Consider the following 18,663-nt stretch of genomic DNA (forward strand, 5'->3'; position numbering starts at 1 on the left):
GTTCAGGACTTCCGGATGGCGATGACGACGGTGTCGTCGATGTGCAGCACGACGTCGTGCATCTGGGTGGTCAGTTCCCGCGGGATGCCCGTGGTGGGGCGGCGGGCGTGCGCGCGGGCCAGCGCCAGCAGCCGGGTTTCGCCTTCGTCGTAGTTCTTGCGGCTTTCGATCAGGCCGTCGGTGTAGAGCAGCAGGGTGTCGCCGGGGTCGAGGGTGTGGTGCGCGAGTTCGGGTGTGCCCGGGTGCGGGAAACCGACACCGCGGCCCGGGCCGGGACCGGCGAGCCGCTGCGTGTGGCCGGCGGCGGTGATCAGCACCGGCTGCGGGTGGCTGCCGTTGGCCACGCGGACCTCTCCCGTGCCCGGCGTGATCCTGGCCAGCAGCACGGTCGCCATGAGCTTGGGTTCGATGGTGGTCAGCGTGTTCGACGCCCTGGCGACCAGATCGGCGAACGGATGCCCTTCCAGCGCGAGGGTGCGGATCGCGTGCGTGACGGTGATGGCCTTGCGGGTGGAGGCGACGCCGTGGCCGACGGCGTCGACGAGGGTGATGTGGACGTCGCCGCCGGGCAGGGTGAACCAGTCGTAGAGATCGCCGCCGGTGGGGGAGTCCGGATCGGCGGGGGAGTAGTGCACGGCCAGCTCCAGCCCGGCGACCACGGGTGGCGGCGGGCGGAGGGCGTCTTCGAGTTCGCGGAAGATGACGCCGTGGGCGCGGCGGAGTTCCTCGTCGCGTCGCTCGAGTTCGATGAACATGGCGAGCACGCCGCTGTTGGTTTCGGCGAGTTCGTGCTTGAGCTGGCGTTGCTGTTGCGCCAGCGTGTCGGCGCGCGCGATGAGCGCGAGCATTTCCTCACGGGTGGCGTGCTCGTCGCTGCCGGGCACCGGTGCCGGGGGCGCGCCGGTGGCCAGGTGCCAGGTGAGCGTCTGGTCGTCGCCGGTGTCGGGCAGCAGCGGCAGGAGGTTGCGCTGGTGCTGGGGAATGGACCGTCCCAAGTGGAGGGTCACGGTGCACAGGCCGTCGCCAGAGGTGCTGGTCCGCAGGCCGATCGCGGTACCGGCGGCGATGGCCGGTTCGGCGACCAGGGTGGCGGAGAGCACCAGCCGGGCGCGGTCGTCGATCGGCACGCCCGCCTGGCCGCACGCCTCGCGCAGGCGACGGCGGAGCTGGCGGAGGTCGGTGGTGTTCACGGGAGCTGGTCGGCGTGCAGGGCGATCGCGGCCGCGTCGTCGCGGGGGTTGCGGTGCCGGTGGGCGAGTTCCGCGACGAGCAGCAGCGCGCTGGCGGGCTGGGTGGACGGGACCGGCGTGCGCCAGGTGTTGTCGAGCCCGTCGGTGTGGAGCACCACCACGGCGCCGCCGGTCAACGGGGCGCGGCGGGGCAGCACGGACGGCAGCACGAACCCGATCACCCCGGGCACGCTGAGCAGCAGCTGAGGTGGCCGTCCCGGGGTCAGGACGGTGGCGCTGACGTTGCCGACACCGCAGAACTCGACGGCGCGACCTGACACGCGCGCCAATGCGACGGCCGCGCCACGCGTACCCCGCAGCGCGCGGTGCATCCCGGCCAGGTGCGTGGCCAGCGCGCGATCCGGGTTCTCCGCGAAGGCCCCGATCGCGAGACGTGCCGCGTCGGCGGCTTCGGCACCGTGGCCGAGGCCGTCGGCGACCACCACGGTCCGGCTGCCGGTGCTCTCGGCGAGCGCGACGGCGTCACCGGAGTGGTGCTCACCTTCGCGGGGCAGGCAGAAGTGCCCGACCGCGCCGGCGAGCCCGGCCGGGGTACCGGGCGCGAGCACCCTGGCGGCGGTGACCGTGCCGGTGCCCGGCGCCGAGCGGATCTGGAACGCGGTGGACATGCGGCCGACGGCGCCGAGCCCGCTGCCCAGGGTCGAGGTGGTGGTGTGGCCGTCGACCAGCCAGTGCGCCACGTCGGCCATGCCCGGCCCGTCGTCGGCGGTCAGCACGTCGACGCCGTGCCCGGTCAGCGACCGCTGGACGAACACCGAACCGCCGGTGGCGTGCTTGTCCAGGTTGCCCGCCAGCTCGGAGGTCACCACGGCGGCGCGTTCGGCCAGCACGTCCGGCAGCGCCGCGTCGCGGGCGGCGGCCCGCGCGGCCCTGGTCGCGGCGTAGACGGCGCTGGGGTGGTCGATCCGCACCAGCCGCGTCGGTGTGCTCGACGCGACCGTCATCGCGGGTTCCACCGCACGACGGTGACCGCGGTCCCGCTGCCGGGTGCGGTGTCGATGTGGAACTCGTCCACCAGGCGCCGCGTGCCGCCGAGCCCGTGCCCCAGGCCCGCGCCGGTGCTGAACCCGTCGGCCATCGCCTGCTCGACGTCCGGGATGCCGGGTCCGTGGTCGCGGACGCGCAGGCGCAGGCCAATCCGGTTGCCGTCACGCAGCACGGTGATGGTCAGCGTGCCGCCCCCGCCGTGGATGTAGGCGTTGCGCACCAGCTCGCTGGCCGCGGTGACGATCTTCGTCTGGTCGACGATGGAGAACCCGGCGCTCACCGCGCTGGCGCGGACCGCGTGCCGCGCGGTGAGCAGGTCCTCCTCGACGCGGACCTGGTGCTCGTCGTCCGCGGGTGCCTGGCCGGCGGTGAGTTCGTCAGGAAGCATGAGGCGCCTCTTCGGCGGCCTCGGTGGGACGGCGCCATCCCAGCAGCTCCATGGCCTGTTCCGGGTTGAGCGCGGTCTGCACCCCGGTGAGCTGCAAGCCGAGTTCGGACAGGGTGATCGCCACCGCGGGCCGCATGCCCGCGACGATCATCCGGGCGCCGAGCAGCCGCCCGGTGTGCGCGAGCTGCATCAGGACCCTGGCGACGAAGGAGTCGATGACCTCCAGCCGGGAGATGTCGATGATCACCCCGCGAATGCGTTCCTCGCTGATCCGGGTGGTCAGCTCGTCGGTGAAGCGCAACGCGGTCGCGTCGTCGAGGTCGCTCAGCAGGCCGCCGAGCAGGATGTCGCCGAGCCGCAGCAGCGGCAGCCCGGTCGAGCCGGTCACGCTCACGCGGCCCTGCCGGGTTCGTCGCCGAGAATCCGCAGGGCCGCGGCGAGCGCGTCGGCCAGCGACGACCTGGTGAGGATGTGCGACAGGTCGATGCCGAGCTGGGTGATCGTCTGCGCGATGGACGGCCGGATGCCGCTGATCACGCATTCGGCGCCCATCAGCCGGACCGCGCTGGCGGTCTGCAGCAGGTGCTGCGCCACCGCGGTGTCCACGGTGGGCACGCCGGTGATGTCGATGATGGCGATCCTGGCCTCGTGTGCCTGGATGGCTTCGAGCAGGCCGTTCATCACGATCTGGGTGCGGGCGCTGTCGAGCGTGCCGATCAGGGGTACCGCCAGCACGTGCCGCCACAGCCGGACCACCGGGGTGGACAGCTCGAGCATCTGGCTGTGCTGGTGGCGGATGATCTCCTCGCGGCCCTCGGCGTAGACGGAGAACGTGAGCACGCCCGCGGCGTCGAGCAGCTCGTTGACCAGCAACGCCGCCGCGTAGCACTGCGCGGGGTCCTCGGCGTGGCGTTCGACCGCCGCCAGCACCGCGCGCTTGAGCCCGAGAATGGCCATGGCCGTCGCCGTGGGTGCCGCCCCGGCCCGGACCCGGCGCTCGGACAACGCGATGAGCGCTTCGCGCACGGCTTCGTCGCGGTCGGCGATCTGGGCCGCGGGCAGCGGCGAGACCAGCGCCGCGTGCAGCGCTTCGAGCAGGTCCGTGGCCTCACGCTGGAGATCACCGTCGGCCAGTGGCAGCGGCGACCGCTCGTGTTGCCACCGGACCCATTCGGTGGTCACCGCGCCCCGGCCGGTGTCCAGCGCCCGGGCCACCAGTTCGCGCACGGCGGTCTCGTCCGTCCCCGGCACCGGGTCCCTCCAGGTGGATCAAGGGGCCAACCCGAACCTCGGCCCACTGTTGTCATATAACAACAGTTGACTCTACCGTGCAATGCCGGGGTGCCCGGCACCCGGTTCGGCCGCGGCGGCGGCGTGGAAGCCACGCAGGCCGGTGGCGAGGGCGGCGAGGGCGTCGGGGCTCATCTTCGACAGCACCGCCTGCACGCTCTCGCGGCGGCGGGCCCGCAGGTCCTGGAGATAGGCGCGGCCGCGTTCACTGAGCCGGAGGGTCAGTTCGCGGCGGCTGCGCGAGCTGGGCAGGCGTTCGAGGTAGCCGACGGCCTGCAACCGGTCGCACAGCCTGCTCACCAGCGGTGGGGTCGAGCCGAGCAGGTCGGCCAGCGCACGCAGGTTGAGCCCGTCGTGCCGGTCCAGCGCGACCACGGCACGCAGCTGGGCGGCCGACAGCGGCCTGGCCGAGGCGTCAGCGGCATCAGAGGCATCAGAGGCATTGCCTGCCTGCTCGAACATGATTTCGAGCAGTTCGGCGAGATCGGTCACCGCGGCGGCCGCATCGGGACCGCGCTGCTCGCGAGACCGGTTCACGGTGTCCACTGTCGCATCCATATGCTGAGCTGTCAGCTTGGCTTGTGGCACACCGGGGCCCGGACTGATGCGGTAACGCGGGCCCACCGGTGGGCCGACGGGTCGAGCAGGAGGACGTGGTGGACAGATCCCTGGCGGTGGAGCGCAGGCTGCGCGATGTCCCGCCGCACGAACTGCTGCCGGCGCTGCGGGCGGCATTGCGCGAGCACTTCGACGCGCGGGCGGTCGAGCTGCTGATGGCGGACTACTCGCTGGCCGAGCTGTGCCAGGTGAGCACCCTGCCGTACACGCACGAGCCGATGCCGGTGGAGGGCAGCACGCCGGGCGCGGCGTTTGTCGCCCAGGCCGCGATGTTCGAGCCCGGCGGCACCGGGATCACCGGATATCTGCCGGTCACCGTGCGCGGCGACCGGCTCGGCGTGCTGGCGGTGACGCTGCCCGTGGAGCCGGACCCGCCGGTGTGGGCGGAACTCGGCCGGTTCGCCGAGACGCTGGCACACGAGCTGTTTGTCGCCGATCGTGACACCGACCTCTACATCCAGGCCCGCCGGTCCTCCCGGCTCACGCTGGCCGCGGAGATGCAGTGGCAGCTGCTGCCCGGCCGGGCGTGCACCCGCGCGGAGTTCGCGCTCGGTGGTCAGCTCGAACCCGCCTACGCCATCTACGGCGACTGCTTCGACTGGTCGGCCTCGGCGCACAAGCTGACCGTGACGCTGATCAACGGCATGGGCGAAGGCAGTGAAGCCGCGCTGCTGACCAACCTGGCGGTGAACGCGCTGCGCAACGCGCGGCGGGCGGGGGTGGCGCTCGACGCCCAGGCCGAACTCGCCGACCAGGCGATCTACGGGCACTACCGCGGCCGCGAGCACGTGGCCGCGCTGCTGCTGGAGTTCGACCTCGCCACCGGGTCGGTGAGCGCGCTCGACGCCGGTTCGCCGAGGCTGTGGCGGCTGCGTGACGGCAAGGTCGAGCGGGTCCACTTCGACGAGCAGCTGCCGCTGGGCGCGTTCGAAGGCACGCTGTACGAGGCGGAACGGTTCCAGGCGGTGGCGGGTGATCGCTTCGTGTTCGTCAGCGACGGCGTCTACAACGCCATCGGCCCGCAGGGGCAGCTGTACGGTGACGCCGAGCTGACCGACGCGGTGCTGACCACCGCCGACCTGCCCGCCGCGCACGTGCCGGGCGCCGTGCTCAAGGAACTGGCCACCCGGCGCCGCGGTGCGCACGCCGAGGACGACGCCATGGTGGTCTGCCTGGACTGGTTCGGCCCCGCCTGACGGACTGGAACGAGGGTCGCGAATGACCGCCGAACGGCAGCTGCCCACACAGGACGAGGTGCTCGGGTACTTCGAAACGCTGTCCAACCGGGGACGCTGGGGCGACGACGACGAACTCGGCACGCTGAACCACATCACCGACGAGGTGCGCCTGGCGGCGGCGCGCGCCGTGCGTCACGGGCGGAGCGTGTCGTGTGCGTGGGAGGTCGCCGTTCCGGGCGAAATGGAGCGGTCGACCACGGTGTGCCCGTGTGCCGCCGACATGCCGGGTGCCGAACGCATGCCCGTGCCGGGGTTCCGCAACGACCGCCGCTGGGGCTTTTCGAACGAGCGGCTCGGCATCATGTTCCACGGCAACACGATCACCCATGTCGACTCGCCGTGCCACCTGCTCTGGGACGGCCGGATGTACAACGGGCGGCCGCACTCGTTGCTCGACGCGGAGACCGGATCGGCGTGGGCGGCGGTCACCGCGGCGGCGAACGGGATCGTCACGCGCGGGGTGCTGCTGGACGTCGCCGAGGCCCGCGAAGTGCCGTGGCTGGAGCCGGGCCAGGGCGTGTTTCCGGAGGATCTCGAGGAAGCCGAGCGCCGTCAGGGCGTACGAGTGCGCCCGGGTGACGCGGTGCTCCTGCGGACCGGTTACGGCCGCGTCCGGCACGAGGCCGGTGATTCGGGCGGCTTCACGCAGGCGGGCTGGCACGCGTCCTGCCTGCCGTGGCTGCACGATCGCGGGGTGGCGCTGATCGGCGCGGACACCCCGCAGGACGTTCAGCCGTCGGGTTACCAGGACGTGCTGATGCCGGTGCACGCCGTCGGCTTGGTCGCGATGGGCCTGTGGCTGCTCGACAACTGCGACCTGGAGGCGTGCGCGGCGACGGCCGCCGAACTCGGCCAGTGGGATTTCCAGCTCGCCGTCGCGCCGGTCCGCTTTGCCGGTACCTCCGGCAGCCCGGTCAATCCGATCGCCACTTTCTGACCGGCGAAACTCGCTCGGCTGTACTGCAAATGTATTGCCGCTGAACCCCCTCGCGTCACGGTGCGGACGTCCGTCAACGAAGGCGAGGAATGGTGCTCATGCGAATTCACGAAACGTTCACCTTCCGTTCATTTGAAGGAGGGGAAACGCGGTGAAGAAATCAACCGTGGGGAAGGCCGCGCTCGTTTCGCTGTCCGGCGGTGTGCTGACCGTGGCGTTCGGCTTGCTGGGCGCGGAAAGCGCGGAGGCGGCACCCGCCCCGCCGCCGCCCAAGTCCGACGCGCAGAAGAAGGCCGACCGGGACCGGGCGGAGCAGGTGGAGGCCGCCGACCGGAACCGGGAGAAGGCCGAGAAGAAGGCCAAGGAGGACAAGAAGAAGGCGGATCGCGACCGCAACGAGCAGGTCGAAGCCGCCGACATGGGCCGGGAGCGGGCCGAGAAGAAGGCGAAGGAGGACAAGAAGAAGGCTGATCGCGACCGCAACGAGAAGGTCGAGGAAGCGGACCTCAAGGAGCAGCGGGGCGAGGGCAACGCCAAGGAAGCGAAGAAGAAGGCCGACCGGGACCGCAACGAGCAGGTCGAAGCCGCTGACATGGAGCGGGAGGACGCGGAGAAGAAGGCGAAGGAGGACAAGAAGAAGGCGGATCGCGACCGCAACGAGAAAGTCGAGGCCGCCGACCTGAATCAGCAGAAGGCGGAGAAGAAGTCCGCGGAGGACAAGAAGAAAGCGGATCGTGCCCGCGCCGAGAAAACCGAATCCGACGACCTGACCCGGGAGCGGGCGAAGAAGGAAAAGAAGAAGGCGGACCTCGCGGAGGCTGAGCGGGTCGAGGCCGCCGACATGGGCCGGGAGCGGGCCGAGAAGAAGGCCAAGGAAGAAAAGAAGAAGGCCGACCGCGACCAGGCGGAAAAAGTGGAAGCCGCGGACATGGAGCGGGAGGACGCGGAGGCCAAGGCCAAGGAGGACAAGAAGAAGGCCGATCTTGCCCAGGCCGAGCGGGTCGAAGCCGCCGACATGGGCCGGGAGCGGGCCGAGAAGAAAGCCAAGGAGGACAAGAAGAAAGCCGATCTCGCCCAGGCCGAGCGCGTCGAAACCGCCGACATGGAGCGGGAGGACGCGGAGGCCAAGGCCAAGGCCGACAAGAAGAAGGCCGACCTCGCCAAGGCGGAGCAGATCGAGGCCGCCGACATGGAACGCGAGGACGCCGAAAAGCAGGCCAAGGAAGCGAAGAAGCAGGCCGACCGGGCCCGCAACGAAGCGGTGGAGGCCGCCGACCTGGGCGCCCAGCGAGGTGAGGTCGACCTCGCCGCCGAAACCAAGAAGGCCGATCTGGCCCGGGCGGAGGCGGTCGAGGCCGCCGATCTCGGGTACGAACGGGCCAAGGACGTCGCCGACGAGAAGAAGGCGCGGGCCGCGCGTGACCGGGGTGACGCCGTGGAGGCGGCTGACCTCGGGTATGAGCGGGCGAAGGACACGGCCACGGCCAAGAAACAGCAGGCCGTCCGGGATCGCGGCGAGCAGGTGGAGGCCGCCGACCTCGGTTACGAACGAGCCGAGGACAGCGCCAAGGCCGAGAAAAAGCAGGCCGTGCGTGACCGGGGCGAAGCGGTGGAAGCCGTCGATCTCGGGTATGAGCGGGCGAAGGACACCGCCAAGACCGAGAAAGAACGGGCCGTGCGTGACCGGGGTGACGCCGTGGAGGCGGCCGACCTCGGGTATGAGCGAGCCGAGGACACCGCCGAGGCCGAGAAGAAGCAGGCCCAGCGGGACCGCGGTGAGGCGGTGGAGGCGGCCGACCGCGAATTCGACCGGGCCGGTGGTTACTCCGTCGATCGCCTGCGCAAGGCCCTGCCCAACGGGTCGGCCGCCCCGCAGGCCGCGCCCGAGCGCAGCCCGGTACAACGGGCGATCGAGGACACCCACCACGTGGCCAGCGACGCGTCCCGGCGGGCGCTCGACGACCTCCAGCACCCGATCAAGGCGGGCGTGCTCGGCGGTGGTGCGGCGGCGCTGGAGACACCCGGTGCGATCCTCGAACAGCGGGTGCTCCAGCAGCAGAAGAACGGCGGCATCGCCGATCCCGACCTGGTGCGCAGGGCGGACGAGTTCAAGCTGCTCGGCAAGGCGGGCGGTGTCGCCGGTGGGCTGGCCGGTGCGTACTACGACATCGCCGTGGAGAAGAAGGACCCGGCGAAGGCGACCGCCGCCAATCTGATCGGCACCATCGCGGGTGGTGCGGCCGGTGGCGCGATGGCCGGGGCGGTCGGCGGCCCGATCGGCATCGGGGCCGGATTTCTGTTCGGTGGTGCGGTGAGCGCCCTGTCCAGCGGCGCGGTCGAAGCGGCGTGGGACTACTTCGCCCCGCCGGAGGCCGTGGAACCGCCGGAGAAGTAACGGAAAAGCGGCCCGCCACCGGTGAGTTCCGGTGGCGGGCCGCCCGGCCCGCGTGGTGGCCGGTTGAGGTCACGGGCCGGGGTTCGCTGTGCGTGGTCGTGTTGACTGCTCCTCATGGACGGTGGTGGTCGCCGGCGGCTCGGCTGGGTGCTGGCCGCGCTGACAGCGGCGGTGGCGGTGGTGTCGACCGGCGTGGTGCTGCTGGTCAGCGCACCGGGTGAACCGGATGCCGGGGAATTCGCCGGAGACGTGGCCGAGGTGCTCACCCAGGGCGGCGACGAGCCGTTCCGGGCGGTGTTCTGCGAGTCGGCGGTGGAGCGCCGTGACGGGGTGGACGTGTTCGCGCTCGTCCGGCCGATCACGGTGACCGTGCAGACCGTCGTGAACGAGAGCGACACGCATGCCCTCGCGGTGCTCGCCATCGACAAAGAGCGAGATCGGGTGTTCCTCTCGATGGACAAGCAGCAGCCCGGCTGGTGCGTCAGCGCGATCCACCTGTGTACCCCGGCGGCCGAGCCGTCGTTCGACCCGCCGCGCCTGCCGTGTGCCGGGTTGCTCGGCCGGGACTGATCATCGCGAGGGTGAGCGCCAGCACGACCGCGATCAGCGCGAGCGCCACGAACACCGACGCGTGTGTGCCGTAGCGGAAGAAGACGGTACCCAGCAAGGCGACGCCGACGGTCGCGCCGAGTTGCTGCACCGCGTTGAGCAGTCCGGACGCCGAGCCCGTCTCGTGCGCGGCCACCCCGGCCAGCGCGTTGCCGAAGAACGGCACGGTGAACAAGCCCAGCCCGATCCCGGTGACGAGCAGCGGCACCACCGTGAGCGAAACCGCGATCCCGGCCAGGCCCGCCAGCACCAGAACGAGGCCCGCCCGCATCACCTTCGGCCCGAACCGTGGCACGAGCACCGAACCCGCCGCCCACGAACCGATCGCGAGCCCGGCCGACCACGGCAGCAGCGTCAGCGCGGCGCCCGTCGGCGTTTTCCCTTGGGAGAGCTGCAGGAACAACACGAGCACGAACAAGAGCCCGTTCATCACCGCGAAGAACAACAGCGAGCCGGCGAGGGAGGCGGGGAAAACCCTGCCCCGGAACAACCCTGGCTCGACCAGCGGATCGGTTCGCCCGCGCTGGTGGACGGCGAACGCGGCCAGCGTCACCAGACCGAGCGTGAAGCACAGCCACGTCCACCCGGTGCCGTTTCCTTCCACCAGCGGGAAAACCACCAGTCCGATCCCGGTCGACGCCAGCAGCGTGCCGCCGACGTCCAGCCGCGGCCGGGCGTGGGAGCGGTCCTCGCGGATCAGCGGTGCGGCGGCCAGCACGGCCAGGCCCAGCGGCACGTTGATCAAGAACACCGGGCGCCAGCCGAGCCCGAACAGGTCCGCGTCGGTGAGCAGGCCACCGGCGACCGGCCCGCACACCGACGACAACGCCATGACCGGGCCGATCGTGCCCAGCGCCTTGGCCACCTCGGTGCCGGTGAACATGGCGCGGATCAGGCCGAAGGTCTGCGGGATGAGCACGGCGGCGCTCGCGCCCTGCACAACCCGCGCGGCGAGCAGCACCGCGGCGGTCGGCGCGACCGCGCACACCGCGGAGCACACCACGAAGGAGAGCACTCCGGCGGTGAACACGCGCCTGCGGCCGAAAATGTCGCCGAGGCGGCCGCCGGTGATGAGCAGCAGCGCGAACGGGAGCGTGTAGCCGGCGGTCAGCCACTGCAGGGTGGCGTCGTCCACCGCGAGGTCGGCCTGGATCGCGGGGCCCGCCACCGGCAGCACCGTGCCGTCGAGCAGGTTCATCGCCTCGGCGAGCAGCAGGGCGGCGAGCGCCGGCCACCGCCAGCGGTAGAGCTGGGTTGTCATGTCCGCGAAGCTAGGTACTGGTGACTGTCACAACGCCGTGTTGCGGCGGATGTGACGGATAGTTCCATCGCGGCGGGTTTAGGATCGGGAATATGACGTTCGACGAGCTGGACCGCGCGGTGCTGCACGCCCTGCACGTCGACGGCCGCGCCCCGTTCAACCAGATCGCGGCGGTGCTCGGCACCTCCCAGCAGACCGTGGCCAGGAGATACCGCAGGCTGCGGTCGGATGGTGTGCTGCGGGTGGTCGGCATGACCGACGCCCGTCGCCTGGGTCAGGTGGAGTGGTTCCTGCGGCTGCACTGCACCCCGGATTCGGCGCTGCCGGTGGCCAGGGCGCTGGCGCGGCGGGCGGACACCTCGTGGGTGCAGCTCACCTCGGGCGGCACCGAGATCTCCTGCGTCATCCGCGCACCGGGCGGCAACGCGCCGGAAGCCTTGCTGTTGCAGCAACTCCCGAAGACACCTCGCGTGGTTTCGGTGTCCGCGCACTGCTTGCTGCGGTCGTTCGTCGGCGGTCCGGTCGGCTGGCACGGTCGCGCGGGCGTGCTCACCGGCGAGCAGATCGCCCGCCTGCGCCCGGACTTCGGGCCTGCGGTGTCCGAAGTGGACATAACTGGGGACGACCGGCTGCTGGCCGCGCTGCGGCGGGACGGCCGCGCCACCTTCGCCGAACTCGCCGCGGCGACCGGGTTGTCCGAGCCGACCGTGCGCCGCCGGGTGAACCAGTTGCGGGCCAGCGGAATCCTCTACCTGGACATCGACCTGGACGCCGCCGTGCTGGGCTTCCACGCCCAGGCGATCCTGTGGTTGTCCGTGCGGCCGGCGCACCTGGTGGCGGCCGCGGAAGCGCTGGCGCGGCAACCGGAAGTCGCGCTCGCGGCGATCACCACCGGACCGGCGAACCTGCTCGCGAAGGTGGTCTGCCGCGACGTCGACGCGCTCTACGCCTGCCTGACCGAGCGCGTCGGCACCATCGAGGCGATCGACCGCCTGGAGACGGCCCCGGTGATCCGCACCCTGAAGCGCGCGGCGACAGCGAAAATTTCGGGCTAGCCGACCAGGCCGTCGCCGGTACGGAGGTTCGACCACCGGGCGATGCTTGGTTGAAGTTTCACCGGGTGGGGTATAAGCTCGTGAACCGGCTGGGAGCGCTCCCAAATGGATCACCACCGGTTCACTCATTCCGAGAATGGAGGCCCATCCATGCGTATGCGCAGCACCTCCAGGTCCACCCTCAGACGGCGCAGCCTGTTCGCGCTGGTCGGCGTGCTGGCGGCGATGATCGCCTGGGTGCCGACGGCTTCGGCGCACGGCACCATCGTCGGTCCGCCCACCCGCGCCTACCAGTGCTGGCAGAAGTGGGGCAGCCAGCACACCAATCCCGAGATGCAGCAGCAGGATCCCATGTGCTGGCAGGCTTTCCAGGCCAACGCCGACACCATGTGGAACTGGATGAGCGCGCTGCGGGACGGCCTCGGCGGCAACTTCCAGGGCGCGACGCCCGACGGGCAGCTGTGCAGCAACGCCCTCTCGCGCAACAACTCGCTGAACAACCCCGGCGCGTGGAAGACCACCAACGTCGGCAGCAACTTCACCATGCACCTGTACGACCAGGCCAGCCACGGTGCCGACTTCTTCCGGGTCTACGTCAGCAAGAACGGCTTCGACCCGAAGACGCAACGCCTCGGCTGGGGCGATCTCGACTTCATCACGCAAACCGGCAGGTTCGCTCCGGCCAAGGACATCACGTTCAACGTCCAGACCTCCGGCTACACCGGACACCACGTCGTGTTCACCATCTGGCAGGCTTCCCACCTCGACCAGACCTACATGTGGTGCAGCGACGTCAACTTCGGCTAGGGATCGTGCTGACGAACTTCCGGTCCGGTGCTGTCAAACGGCACCGGACCGGAGGTGCGCGGGCCTAAGCGTCGCGTGCGAGTAGCTTTTGCAGCGCGGCGAGCACGGCGTCCGGCGCTTCCTCCATGACAAAGTGCCCGGTGCCGTCGAGCAGCGTGAGTTCGGCGCCCGGGATGCCCGCGGCGAGTTCCTCGGCGATGGACGTGCGCAGGTACGCGTCCTCGGTGCCCCAGATGACCGCGGCAGGGCACCGGATCGCGCTCAGGTCGTCGGCGAGGTCCCGCCGTTCGGGCACCCGGTAGTCGCCGAAGAAGTGCAGCACCCAGCGTGCACCGTCCGAAGTGGACATCCAACCCAGGTAGCTGTCGAGGGTCGCACGATCGATCACCCCGGCCCGCAGCACACCGCGCAGGCCGACGCGGTTGATCATCCCGACCGGCAGCAACCGGGCGAACACCCCGGCCAGCGGGCTCCGGCCGAGCAGGCCCACCAGCGAGAAGATCGCATACCACTGCGGCACAAAAGTCCGGTGCGCGCGGCTGTTGAGAATCGCCAGCCGCCGGACGCGGTCGGGGTGGCGCTGGGCGAAACCGAGGGCGAGGTGGCCGCCGTAATCGTGCCCGAACAGGTTGCAACTGCCGATTTCGAGCGCGTCGAGCAGCATGCCGATGCGGTCCACCTCGGTGTGGTAGTCGAACCGCAGGTCCAGGCGGCGTTCCGAATCGCCCCAGCCGAGCAGGTCCGGCGCGACGACGCGGTGCCGTTCGGCGAGGCCCGCCAGCTGGTGGCGCCACGAAAGGTGGTTGGCGGGATAGCCGTGCAGCAGCACCACGGGCTCGGCGGCGGGATCACCGAGTTCGGTGACCGCGACCCGGGCCCCGTCGACGCTGACCGAGCGCGTGCTCATCGGCGGACCAGCCGGGTGCGGAGGTAGGGCAGCCAGGCGCGGGGTCGCCGTACCAGCACCGCGATGATCACCAGCGGGTCGAAGTACGCGGTCCGCTCGGCGATCAGCCCGTCTTCGAGCCGGAGCCGGTCGACCAGCGGCCATTCGATCGGGCCGCCGCCGAGCGTGCCGTGCAACCGCCCCCAGATCAGCACGTGGCCCGACCCGCTCGCCCAGCCCTGCACCTCGTACCGCAGATCCGGGATCAGCGACATGGTCCTGGCCATGAACTCGCGTGCTTCCACCACCCCGCGGGTGTTGCGGTCGAGCGGGTGGATCAGGCGCACGTCCTCGCGGAACAGCGGCGTGAACGCGTCGGGGTCCATTTTGGTCCACGCTTCGGCGAACCGGTCGACGATGTCGGGCGCGGTCACCCGGCTCACCTCCGCAAGTCTTGCAATCATTACAACAAGTGGCGCCCAAGCTAGCACCGCCGGAGAGAACTTGCAACGGCTGCAGAAACCGGCCCTACGATGGCGGCATGGCCACCGCGAAGGGGCTCGACCCCCGCAAGCAACGGACGATCGACGCCCTGCTCAGCGCGGCCGAGCACACCTTCTCGCGGCGGTCCGTGGAGGAGGTGACGGTCGAGGAGATCGCCGAGCGCGCGGGCGTCGCGGTGGGCTCGATCTACAACAACTTCGGGTCGAAGGCGGGGCTGCACGCCGCCGTCGTCAGCCGCGCGCTCGACGTCGATCGTGAGTACATGGACCGCGCCTACACCCCGGAGCGGTCGCCGATCGAGCAGCTCGAAGCCGCCGCCGAGCAGTACCTGCGGTTCTACCTCGAACAGCCGCAGTACTTCCGGATGCTCGCCTTCCCGGCGCCACTCGGCGGTTATCCGGCGGCCGCCGAAACCGCCGCGCGGCTCGCCCGCCGGGTCGACGAGCAGAACGCGCGGATGGTCGACGCGATCGAACGCGGCATCGCCGACGGCACGATCCGCCCGCTGGACGCGCGAAAGGCGGCGACGGTGCTGTGGGCGAGTTGGAACGGTGTGGTCAGCTTGGCGTGGCGGCCGGACGATCTGCGGGAGGACGAGCGTGGCCTGGCTGAGCTGCTGGCGCTGGCGACGAACATCGCGAGCTGGGGCCTGCGGAACGCCTGACCCGGTTCCACCTCCGCTCGAAAGGCGGCGACGGTGCTGTGGGCGAGTTGGAATGGTGTGGTCAGCTTGGCGTGGCGGCCGGACGATCTGCGGGAGGACGAGCGTGGCCTCGCTGAGCTGCTGGCGCTGGCCACGAACATCGCGAGCTGGGGCCTGCGGAACGCCTGACCCGGTTCCACCTCCGCTCGAAAGGCGGCGACGGTGCTGTGGGCGAGTTGGAACGGTGTGGTCAGCTTGGCGTGGCGGCCGGACGATCTGCGGGAGGACGAGCGTGGCCTGGCTGAGCTGCTGGCGCTGGCGACGAACATCGCGAGCTGGGGCCTGCGGAACGCCTGACCTTCACCGGTTCCACACCCAGGCGGCCACAGACTTGGCCGCGTGACAGCGGTTCGGGAGCCGGGCGGCCGGTACCTCCAGCGCCGGGTGCACCGGTGGCCGGGGCTCGGGCTGGAGTTGGCGCGCTGGCGCGGCGGCCCGGCCACCGAGGGCGTCTGCCACCTGCCGGAGCACCTGCTCTTCGTCACCCTCGGCGGTGTCACCAGCCGCACGGAGGCGCGGATCGAGGGCGGGCCGTCCTACGCCGGGGCGGACTTTCCCGGCGCGGTCACCTTCATCCCGGCGCACCGGCGGCGCGAAGCCCGGCACGGTGACGGCGTGCTCGACTACGTGACCATCCGGCTCGCACCGGACCGGATGCCCGACGGGATCGGGGAAAACGTGGAGTTCACCGGGTTCACCAACGGCCCGGACCCACTGGTCCGCCAGCTCGCGCTCGCGTTGCGCGCCGAGGCCGCGGGCAGCGGCGTGGCCGGTTCGCTGTTCGTCGACAGCGTCGCCACCACGTTGAGCCTGCACCTGCTGCGCAGGCATTCCAGCCTCGCGCCCCGCCCGACCGCGGCGAAACCGGGGCTGACCGGCGCGCGGTTGCGGCGGGTGCTGGAGCACATCGGGGACGAACTCGGCGGTGACCTGCGGCTCGCGCGGCTCGCCGAGCTGGCGGGGCTGGAGAAGCACCAGTTCGGGCGGGCGTTCAAGCAGGCGACCGGCCGGACCCCGCACCAGTACGTGCTGGAACGCCGCGTCGAGCGCGCCGCCGAACTGCTCACCCGGACCGAGCTGCCGATCGCGGAGATCGCCGTCGCCGTCGGCATGTCCAGCCAGAGCCACCTGACCACGGTGTTCCGCAGGCTGATGGGCGAAACCCCGCACGCCTACCGGCGCGGCTGACCACGCGAATCCGCAACGCCGCGGCGAATGTGGAAGACGCCCGGCGCCGCGGCCGGTGAGGCTGACGCCATGAACGCAAGCATTCCTTCCGGCAGCACGGTTTCCCGTCGTTCGATGCTCGCCGCGACGGGAGCCGGTGCGGTGGTCGCCGCGCTCGGGCTCCCGGGCACCGCCACCGCGCAGGGCGGTCCGCGGCCGGTCACCCGGCCGCTCGGGGAGTCGCGGGTGCCGGTCATCGGCCTGGGCACCTTCATGACCTTCGACCGGCGGCCCGGCACCGACCAGGCCTTCATTCCCGCCGTGCTCCGCGCCTTCCACGACGGCGGCGGCCGGGTGATCGACACCGCGGCCACCTACGGCGCCGCCGAGGCCAACACCGGCCACCACGTGCACGCGCTCGGGCTCACCGACCAGGTGGTGCTCACCGACAAGAGCTGGAACTGCGGTGAGTACCTGTTCGACGACGGGCACGTGCTGGCGCAGTTCGCCCGGTCGCGGCAGCGGCTGCACCGCGAGGTGATCGACGTGGTCGGGATCCACAGCATGACCAACGTCGGCATGGTGCTGCCGGTGCTGAACCGGCTCAAGGGCGAGGGCACGATCCGTTATGTGGGCCTGACTTCCCACGAGCCGTACCAGTACGAGGGCATGCGGCCGCTGATCGAGGCCGGCGCGATCGACGTCATCCAGATCCGGTACTCGATGTTCCAGCGGTCCGCCGAGCACGGCCTGCTCTCGCTCGCCGCGGACCACGGGGTCGCGGTCATGGTGAACATGGCGCTGGAAAAGGGACGCCTGCACCAGGTCGTCGGCTCGCGTCCGGTGCCGGAGTTCGCCAGGGAGGCCGGATGCGAGTCGTGGGCGCAGTTCTTCCTGTCCTATGTGGCCGCTCACCCGGCGGTCACCTGCGTAATTCCGGCGACGACGAATCCGGACCACGTAAGGGAAAACCTGCTGACCATGTACCGCCCGCTACCGGATCACCGCCAGCGTCGCCGGATGCTGCGGTATATGGAGGAACTGCCCGAGTTCGCCCGCATCGGCGTGACTCCTTGGTACCCGGGCAAAACCTTTCCCGACGGCCTGGTCAAGTTGCCGCAACCGCATCCGGTGGGCTGACCGTCCCGCGTCGGCCGAGGGCGGTGGCGAGCTGGGCGACACCGCGGCGGATAGTCTGTTCGCCCAGGGTGGCGTAGCCGAAGATCAGACCACCCCGCGGTGGCGTCCCGAGGTGGTACTGCGCGAGCCCGGCGACACCGATGCCGTGGCGCGCGGCGGTTTCGACCACGGTTGCTTCGTCCAAATCGGACGGTAGCCAGGTCACCAGGTGCAGCCCGGCCAGGATGCCGGCCGGTTCGAAGTCGGGCAGGAACTCCGCCAGCGCGCCGAGCAGCGCGTCGCGGCGGCGCCGGTAGACCGGGCGCATGCGCCGCAGGTGGCGGTCGAACTCACCACGGGCGAGGAAGTCGGCGAAGGTCAGCTGGTCCAGCACCGGCGAGCCCCGGTCGGCGGCCACCTTCGCCTCGGCAACCGGCCCGACCAGGTGCGCGGGCAGCACGAGCCAGCCCAGCCGCAACCCCGGCGCGAGCGTTTTGCTCGCGGTGCCCGCGTACGCGACCTGCTCGGGCGCCAGCCCCTGGAGTGCGCCGATCGGCGCGCGGTCGTAGCGGTACTCGGTGTCGTAGTCGTCTTCGATCACCAGCGCGCCGGTCCGCGTGGCCCAGCGCGCCACCGCCGCGCGTGCGTCCGGGGCCAGCACCCCGCCGGTCGGCCACTGGTGCGACGGGGTGAGCACGAGTGCGTCGGCTTCGGTGCGGTCGAGCACGGCGACGTCGATGCCGTCCGGGCCGACCGGCACCCCGGTGACCGACAGCCCCAGCTCCGCGGCGATCGGCCGGGTGTCGTCGTCGGCCGACGGGTCCTCCACCGCGATCCGCCTGGCGCCCCCGGCGGAGAGCACCCGCAGCAGCAGCGCGAGCCCCTGGGCGAACCCGTTGCAGATGACCATGCGGTCCGGCGTGGCCACCGTGCCGCGCACGCGGTTGAGGTAGTCGCTCAGCGCCAGGTGCAGTTCCGGGACCCCGCGCCCGTCGAGGTAACCGAAGCGGTCCGACGGGATTTCGGTGAGCACCCGGCGGATCGAGCGCAGCCAGGCCGCGCGCGGGAAGTTCGACACGTCGGCGCGGCCGTAACCGAAGTCGATCGCGTGAGTCGCGGGCCGCACGGCCTGCGGGGTGGGGCGCGGCGTGGTCTGCGCGCCCGCGGCGACCTGCGTGTACCCGCCGGACCGGCTGGCCAGGTAACCCTCGGCCACCAGCTGCTGGTACGCCTCGACCACCACTCCCCGCGACACGCCGAGGTCGGCGGCCAGCGCGCGGGTGGGCGGCAGCGACGTGCCGAGCGGGAGCCGCCCGGACTGCACGCCGTCCCGGATGGCGGTGCCCAGCTGCCGGTGCAGCGGTACCTTCGAAGCGCGGTCGAGGTGGACCAGCAGCTCGGCCGCGAGCGAATTGGTCCCCGATCGCGTCATGGAATTGGACTTTAGAC

Annotated in this window: 20 protein-coding genes; 10 read left to right on the plus strand and 10 right to left on the minus strand. The window is 71.1% G+C overall.

The features are described 5' to 3' along the window. Nucleotides 1-2: 2 nt before the first annotated feature. The 6 genes from A4R43_RS03160 to A4R43_RS03185 form a co-directional block, all read right to left on the minus strand. On the minus strand, nucleotides 3-1,190 hold the full coding sequence (locus tag A4R43_RS03160) for a PP2C family protein-serine/threonine phosphatase (RefSeq protein ID WP_113690901.1): 1,188 nt from the start codon (nucleotides 1,188-1,190) through the stop codon (nucleotides 3-5). Further along, on the minus strand, nucleotides 1,187-2,194 hold the full coding sequence (locus A4R43_RS03165; RefSeq protein WP_113690902.1) for an ATP-binding protein: 1,008 nt from the start codon (nucleotides 2,192-2,194) through the stop codon (nucleotides 1,187-1,189). Before A4R43_RS03165 ends, A4R43_RS03160 begins: the two co-directional genes overlap by 4 nt. After that, nucleotides 2,191-2,625 carry an anti-sigma regulatory factor gene (locus A4R43_RS03170; RefSeq protein ID WP_113690903.1) on the minus strand — a complete coding sequence of 145 codons (435 nt, stop codon included), beginning with the start codon at nucleotides 2,623-2,625 and terminating at the stop codon, nucleotides 2,191-2,193. The genes A4R43_RS03165 and A4R43_RS03170 overlap by 4 nt, the downstream gene beginning before the upstream one ends. Further along, nucleotides 2,615-3,013 (minus strand): STAS domain-containing protein, encoded by a 399-nt coding sequence (locus A4R43_RS03175; RefSeq protein WP_113690904.1) that lies wholly within the window; start codon nucleotides 3,011-3,013, stop codon nucleotides 2,615-2,617. Before A4R43_RS03175 ends, A4R43_RS03170 begins: the two co-directional genes overlap by 11 nt. A gap of 2 nt (nucleotides 3,014-3,015) precedes the next feature. Further along, on the minus strand, nucleotides 3,016-3,876 hold the full coding sequence (locus tag A4R43_RS03180) for an STAS domain-containing protein (RefSeq protein ID WP_113690905.1): 861 nt from the start codon (nucleotides 3,874-3,876) through the stop codon (nucleotides 3,016-3,018). Between the two features lie 72 nt (nucleotides 3,877-3,948). Then, entirely contained in the window at nucleotides 3,949-4,461 is a 513-nt protein-coding gene (locus tag A4R43_RS03185) for a MarR family transcriptional regulator (RefSeq protein ID WP_418190801.1), read from the minus strand. Between the two features lie 110 nt (nucleotides 4,462-4,571). On the opposite strand from A4R43_RS03185, the gene A4R43_RS03190 reads away from it, so the two are divergent. The 4 genes from A4R43_RS03190 (at nucleotide 4,572) to A4R43_RS03205 (ending at nucleotide 9,673) form a co-directional block, all read left to right on the plus strand. Beyond that, nucleotides 4,572-5,729: a PP2C family protein-serine/threonine phosphatase gene (locus A4R43_RS03190; protein ID WP_113697313.1), complete on the plus strand. Its 1,158-nt coding sequence runs from the start codon at nucleotides 4,572-4,574 to the stop codon at nucleotides 5,727-5,729. 22 nt (nucleotides 5,730-5,751) lie between these two features. After that, complete coding sequence (locus A4R43_RS03195; protein ID WP_236808751.1) at nucleotides 5,752-6,708, plus strand: cyclase family protein; 957 nt, start codon at nucleotides 5,752-5,754, stop codon at nucleotides 6,706-6,708. Nucleotides 6,709-6,859: 151 nt separating this feature from the next. Next, nucleotides 6,860-9,103 (plus strand): hypothetical protein, encoded by a 2,244-nt coding sequence (locus A4R43_RS03200; RefSeq protein ID WP_113690906.1) that lies wholly within the window; start codon nucleotides 6,860-6,862, stop codon nucleotides 9,101-9,103. A 114-nt stretch (nucleotides 9,104-9,217) separates the two neighbouring features. Next, nucleotides 9,218-9,673, plus strand: a complete 456-nt coding sequence (locus tag A4R43_RS03205) for a hypothetical protein (RefSeq protein ID WP_113690907.1) — start codon at nucleotides 9,218-9,220, stop codon at nucleotides 9,671-9,673. Here A4R43_RS03205 and A4R43_RS03210 read toward each other — a convergent pair. After that, nucleotides 9,585-10,973, minus strand: a complete 1,389-nt coding sequence (locus A4R43_RS03210) for an MFS transporter (protein WP_113690908.1) — start codon at nucleotides 10,971-10,973, stop codon at nucleotides 9,585-9,587. The two genes, A4R43_RS03205 and A4R43_RS03210, sit on opposite strands and share 89 nt — an antisense overlap. A 92-nt stretch (nucleotides 10,974-11,065) precedes the next feature. Here A4R43_RS03210 and A4R43_RS03215 point away from each other — a divergent pair, with 92 nt between their 5' ends. After that, the gene (locus A4R43_RS03215; protein ID WP_113690909.1) at nucleotides 11,066-12,028 is read left to right on the plus strand and encodes an Lrp/AsnC family transcriptional regulator; all 963 of its coding nucleotides are present in this window, start codon (nucleotides 11,066-11,068) and stop codon (nucleotides 12,026-12,028) included. Nucleotides 12,029-12,178: 150 nt separating this feature from the next. Further along, entirely contained in the window at nucleotides 12,179-12,835 is a 657-nt protein-coding gene (locus tag A4R43_RS03220; RefSeq protein ID WP_113690910.1) for a lytic polysaccharide monooxygenase auxiliary activity family 9 protein, read from the plus strand. 64 nt (nucleotides 12,836-12,899) lie between these two features. On the opposite strand, the gene A4R43_RS03225 is transcribed toward A4R43_RS03220, so the two are convergent. Both A4R43_RS03225 and A4R43_RS03230 read right to left on the minus strand, forming a co-directional pair. After that, a complete protein-coding gene (locus A4R43_RS03225; protein WP_113690911.1) occupies nucleotides 12,900-13,742 on the minus strand; it encodes an alpha/beta fold hydrolase in 843 nt (280 codons plus the stop codon). After that, nucleotides 13,739-14,155: a nuclear transport factor 2 family protein gene (locus A4R43_RS03230; RefSeq protein WP_162788298.1), complete on the minus strand. Its 417-nt coding sequence runs from the start codon at nucleotides 14,153-14,155 to the stop codon at nucleotides 13,739-13,741. The genes A4R43_RS03225 and A4R43_RS03230 overlap by 4 nt, the downstream gene beginning before the upstream one ends. 107 nt (nucleotides 14,156-14,262) lie before the next feature. On the opposite strand from A4R43_RS03230, the gene A4R43_RS03235 reads away from it, so the two are divergent. From A4R43_RS03235 to A4R43_RS03250, 4 genes are all read left to right on the plus strand, one after another. Next, nucleotides 14,263-14,889: a TetR/AcrR family transcriptional regulator gene (locus tag A4R43_RS03235; RefSeq protein WP_113690913.1), complete on the plus strand. Its 627-nt coding sequence runs from the start codon at nucleotides 14,263-14,265 to the stop codon at nucleotides 14,887-14,889. A gap of 201 nt (nucleotides 14,890-15,090) precedes the next feature. Further along, the gene (locus tag A4R43_RS44425; protein ID WP_257791789.1) at nucleotides 15,091-15,225 is read left to right on the plus strand and encodes a hypothetical protein; all 135 of its coding nucleotides are present in this window, start codon (nucleotides 15,091-15,093) and stop codon (nucleotides 15,223-15,225) included. Nucleotides 15,226-15,267: 42 nt separating this feature from the next. Continuing rightward, nucleotides 15,268-16,116, plus strand: a complete 849-nt coding sequence (locus A4R43_RS03245; RefSeq protein WP_162788299.1) for a helix-turn-helix domain-containing protein — start codon at nucleotides 15,268-15,270, stop codon at nucleotides 16,114-16,116. Between the two features lie 69 nt (nucleotides 16,117-16,185). Beyond that, nucleotides 16,186-17,235, plus strand: a complete 1,050-nt coding sequence (locus tag A4R43_RS03250; protein ID WP_162788300.1) for an aldo/keto reductase — start codon at nucleotides 16,186-16,188, stop codon at nucleotides 17,233-17,235. On the opposite strand, the gene pdxR is transcribed toward A4R43_RS03250, so the two are convergent. Beyond that, the gene (gene pdxR, locus A4R43_RS03255) at nucleotides 17,204-18,646 is read right to left on the minus strand and encodes a MocR-like pyridoxine biosynthesis transcription factor PdxR (RefSeq protein ID WP_113690916.1); all 1,443 of its coding nucleotides are present in this window, start codon (nucleotides 18,644-18,646) and stop codon (nucleotides 17,204-17,206) included. The two genes, A4R43_RS03250 and pdxR, sit on opposite strands and share 32 nt — an antisense overlap. Nucleotides 18,647-18,663: the final 17 nt, after the last annotated feature.

The sequence above is a fragment of the Amycolatopsis albispora genome (genome assembly GCF_003312875.1).
Taxonomy (GTDB): Bacteria; Actinomycetota; Actinomycetes; order Mycobacteriales; family Pseudonocardiaceae; genus Amycolatopsis; species Amycolatopsis albispora.

Bases quoted from the DNA above. Each gene is read 5' to 3' on its own strand.
- A4R43_RS03165 (WP_113690902.1), bottom strand. From the start codon at position 2,194: ATGACGGTCGCGTCGAGCACACCGACGCGGCTGGTGCGGATCGACCAC.
- A4R43_RS03170 (WP_113690903.1), bottom strand. From the start codon at position 2,625: ATGCTTCCTGACGAACTCACCGCCGGCCAGGCACCCGCGGACGACGAG.
- A4R43_RS03195 (WP_236808751.1), top strand. From the start codon at position 5,752: ATGACCGCCGAACGGCAGCTGCCCACACAGGACGAGGTGCTCGGGTAC.
- A4R43_RS03205 (WP_113690907.1), top strand. From the start codon at position 9,218: ATGGACGGTGGTGGTCGCCGGCGGCTCGGCTGGGTGCTGGCCGCGCTG.
- A4R43_RS03210 (WP_113690908.1), bottom strand. From the start codon at position 10,973: ATGACAACCCAGCTCTACCGCTGGCGGTGGCCGGCGCTCGCCGCCCTG.
- A4R43_RS03215 (WP_113690909.1), top strand. From the start codon at position 11,066: ATGACGTTCGACGAGCTGGACCGCGCGGTGCTGCACGCCCTGCACGTC.
- A4R43_RS03220 (WP_113690910.1), top strand. From the start codon at position 12,179: ATGCGTATGCGCAGCACCTCCAGGTCCACCCTCAGACGGCGCAGCCTG.
- A4R43_RS03225 (WP_113690911.1), bottom strand. From the start codon at position 13,742: ATGAGCACGCGCTCGGTCAGCGTCGACGGGGCCCGGGTCGCGGTCACC.
- A4R43_RS03235 (WP_113690913.1), top strand. From the start codon at position 14,263: ATGGCCACCGCGAAGGGGCTCGACCCCCGCAAGCAACGGACGATCGAC.
- A4R43_RS03250 (WP_162788300.1), top strand. From the start codon at position 16,186: ATGAACGCAAGCATTCCTTCCGGCAGCACGGTTTCCCGTCGTTCGATG.
- pdxR (WP_113690916.1), bottom strand. From the start codon at position 18,646: ATGACGCGATCGGGGACCAATTCGCTCGCGGCCGAGCTGCTGGTCCAC.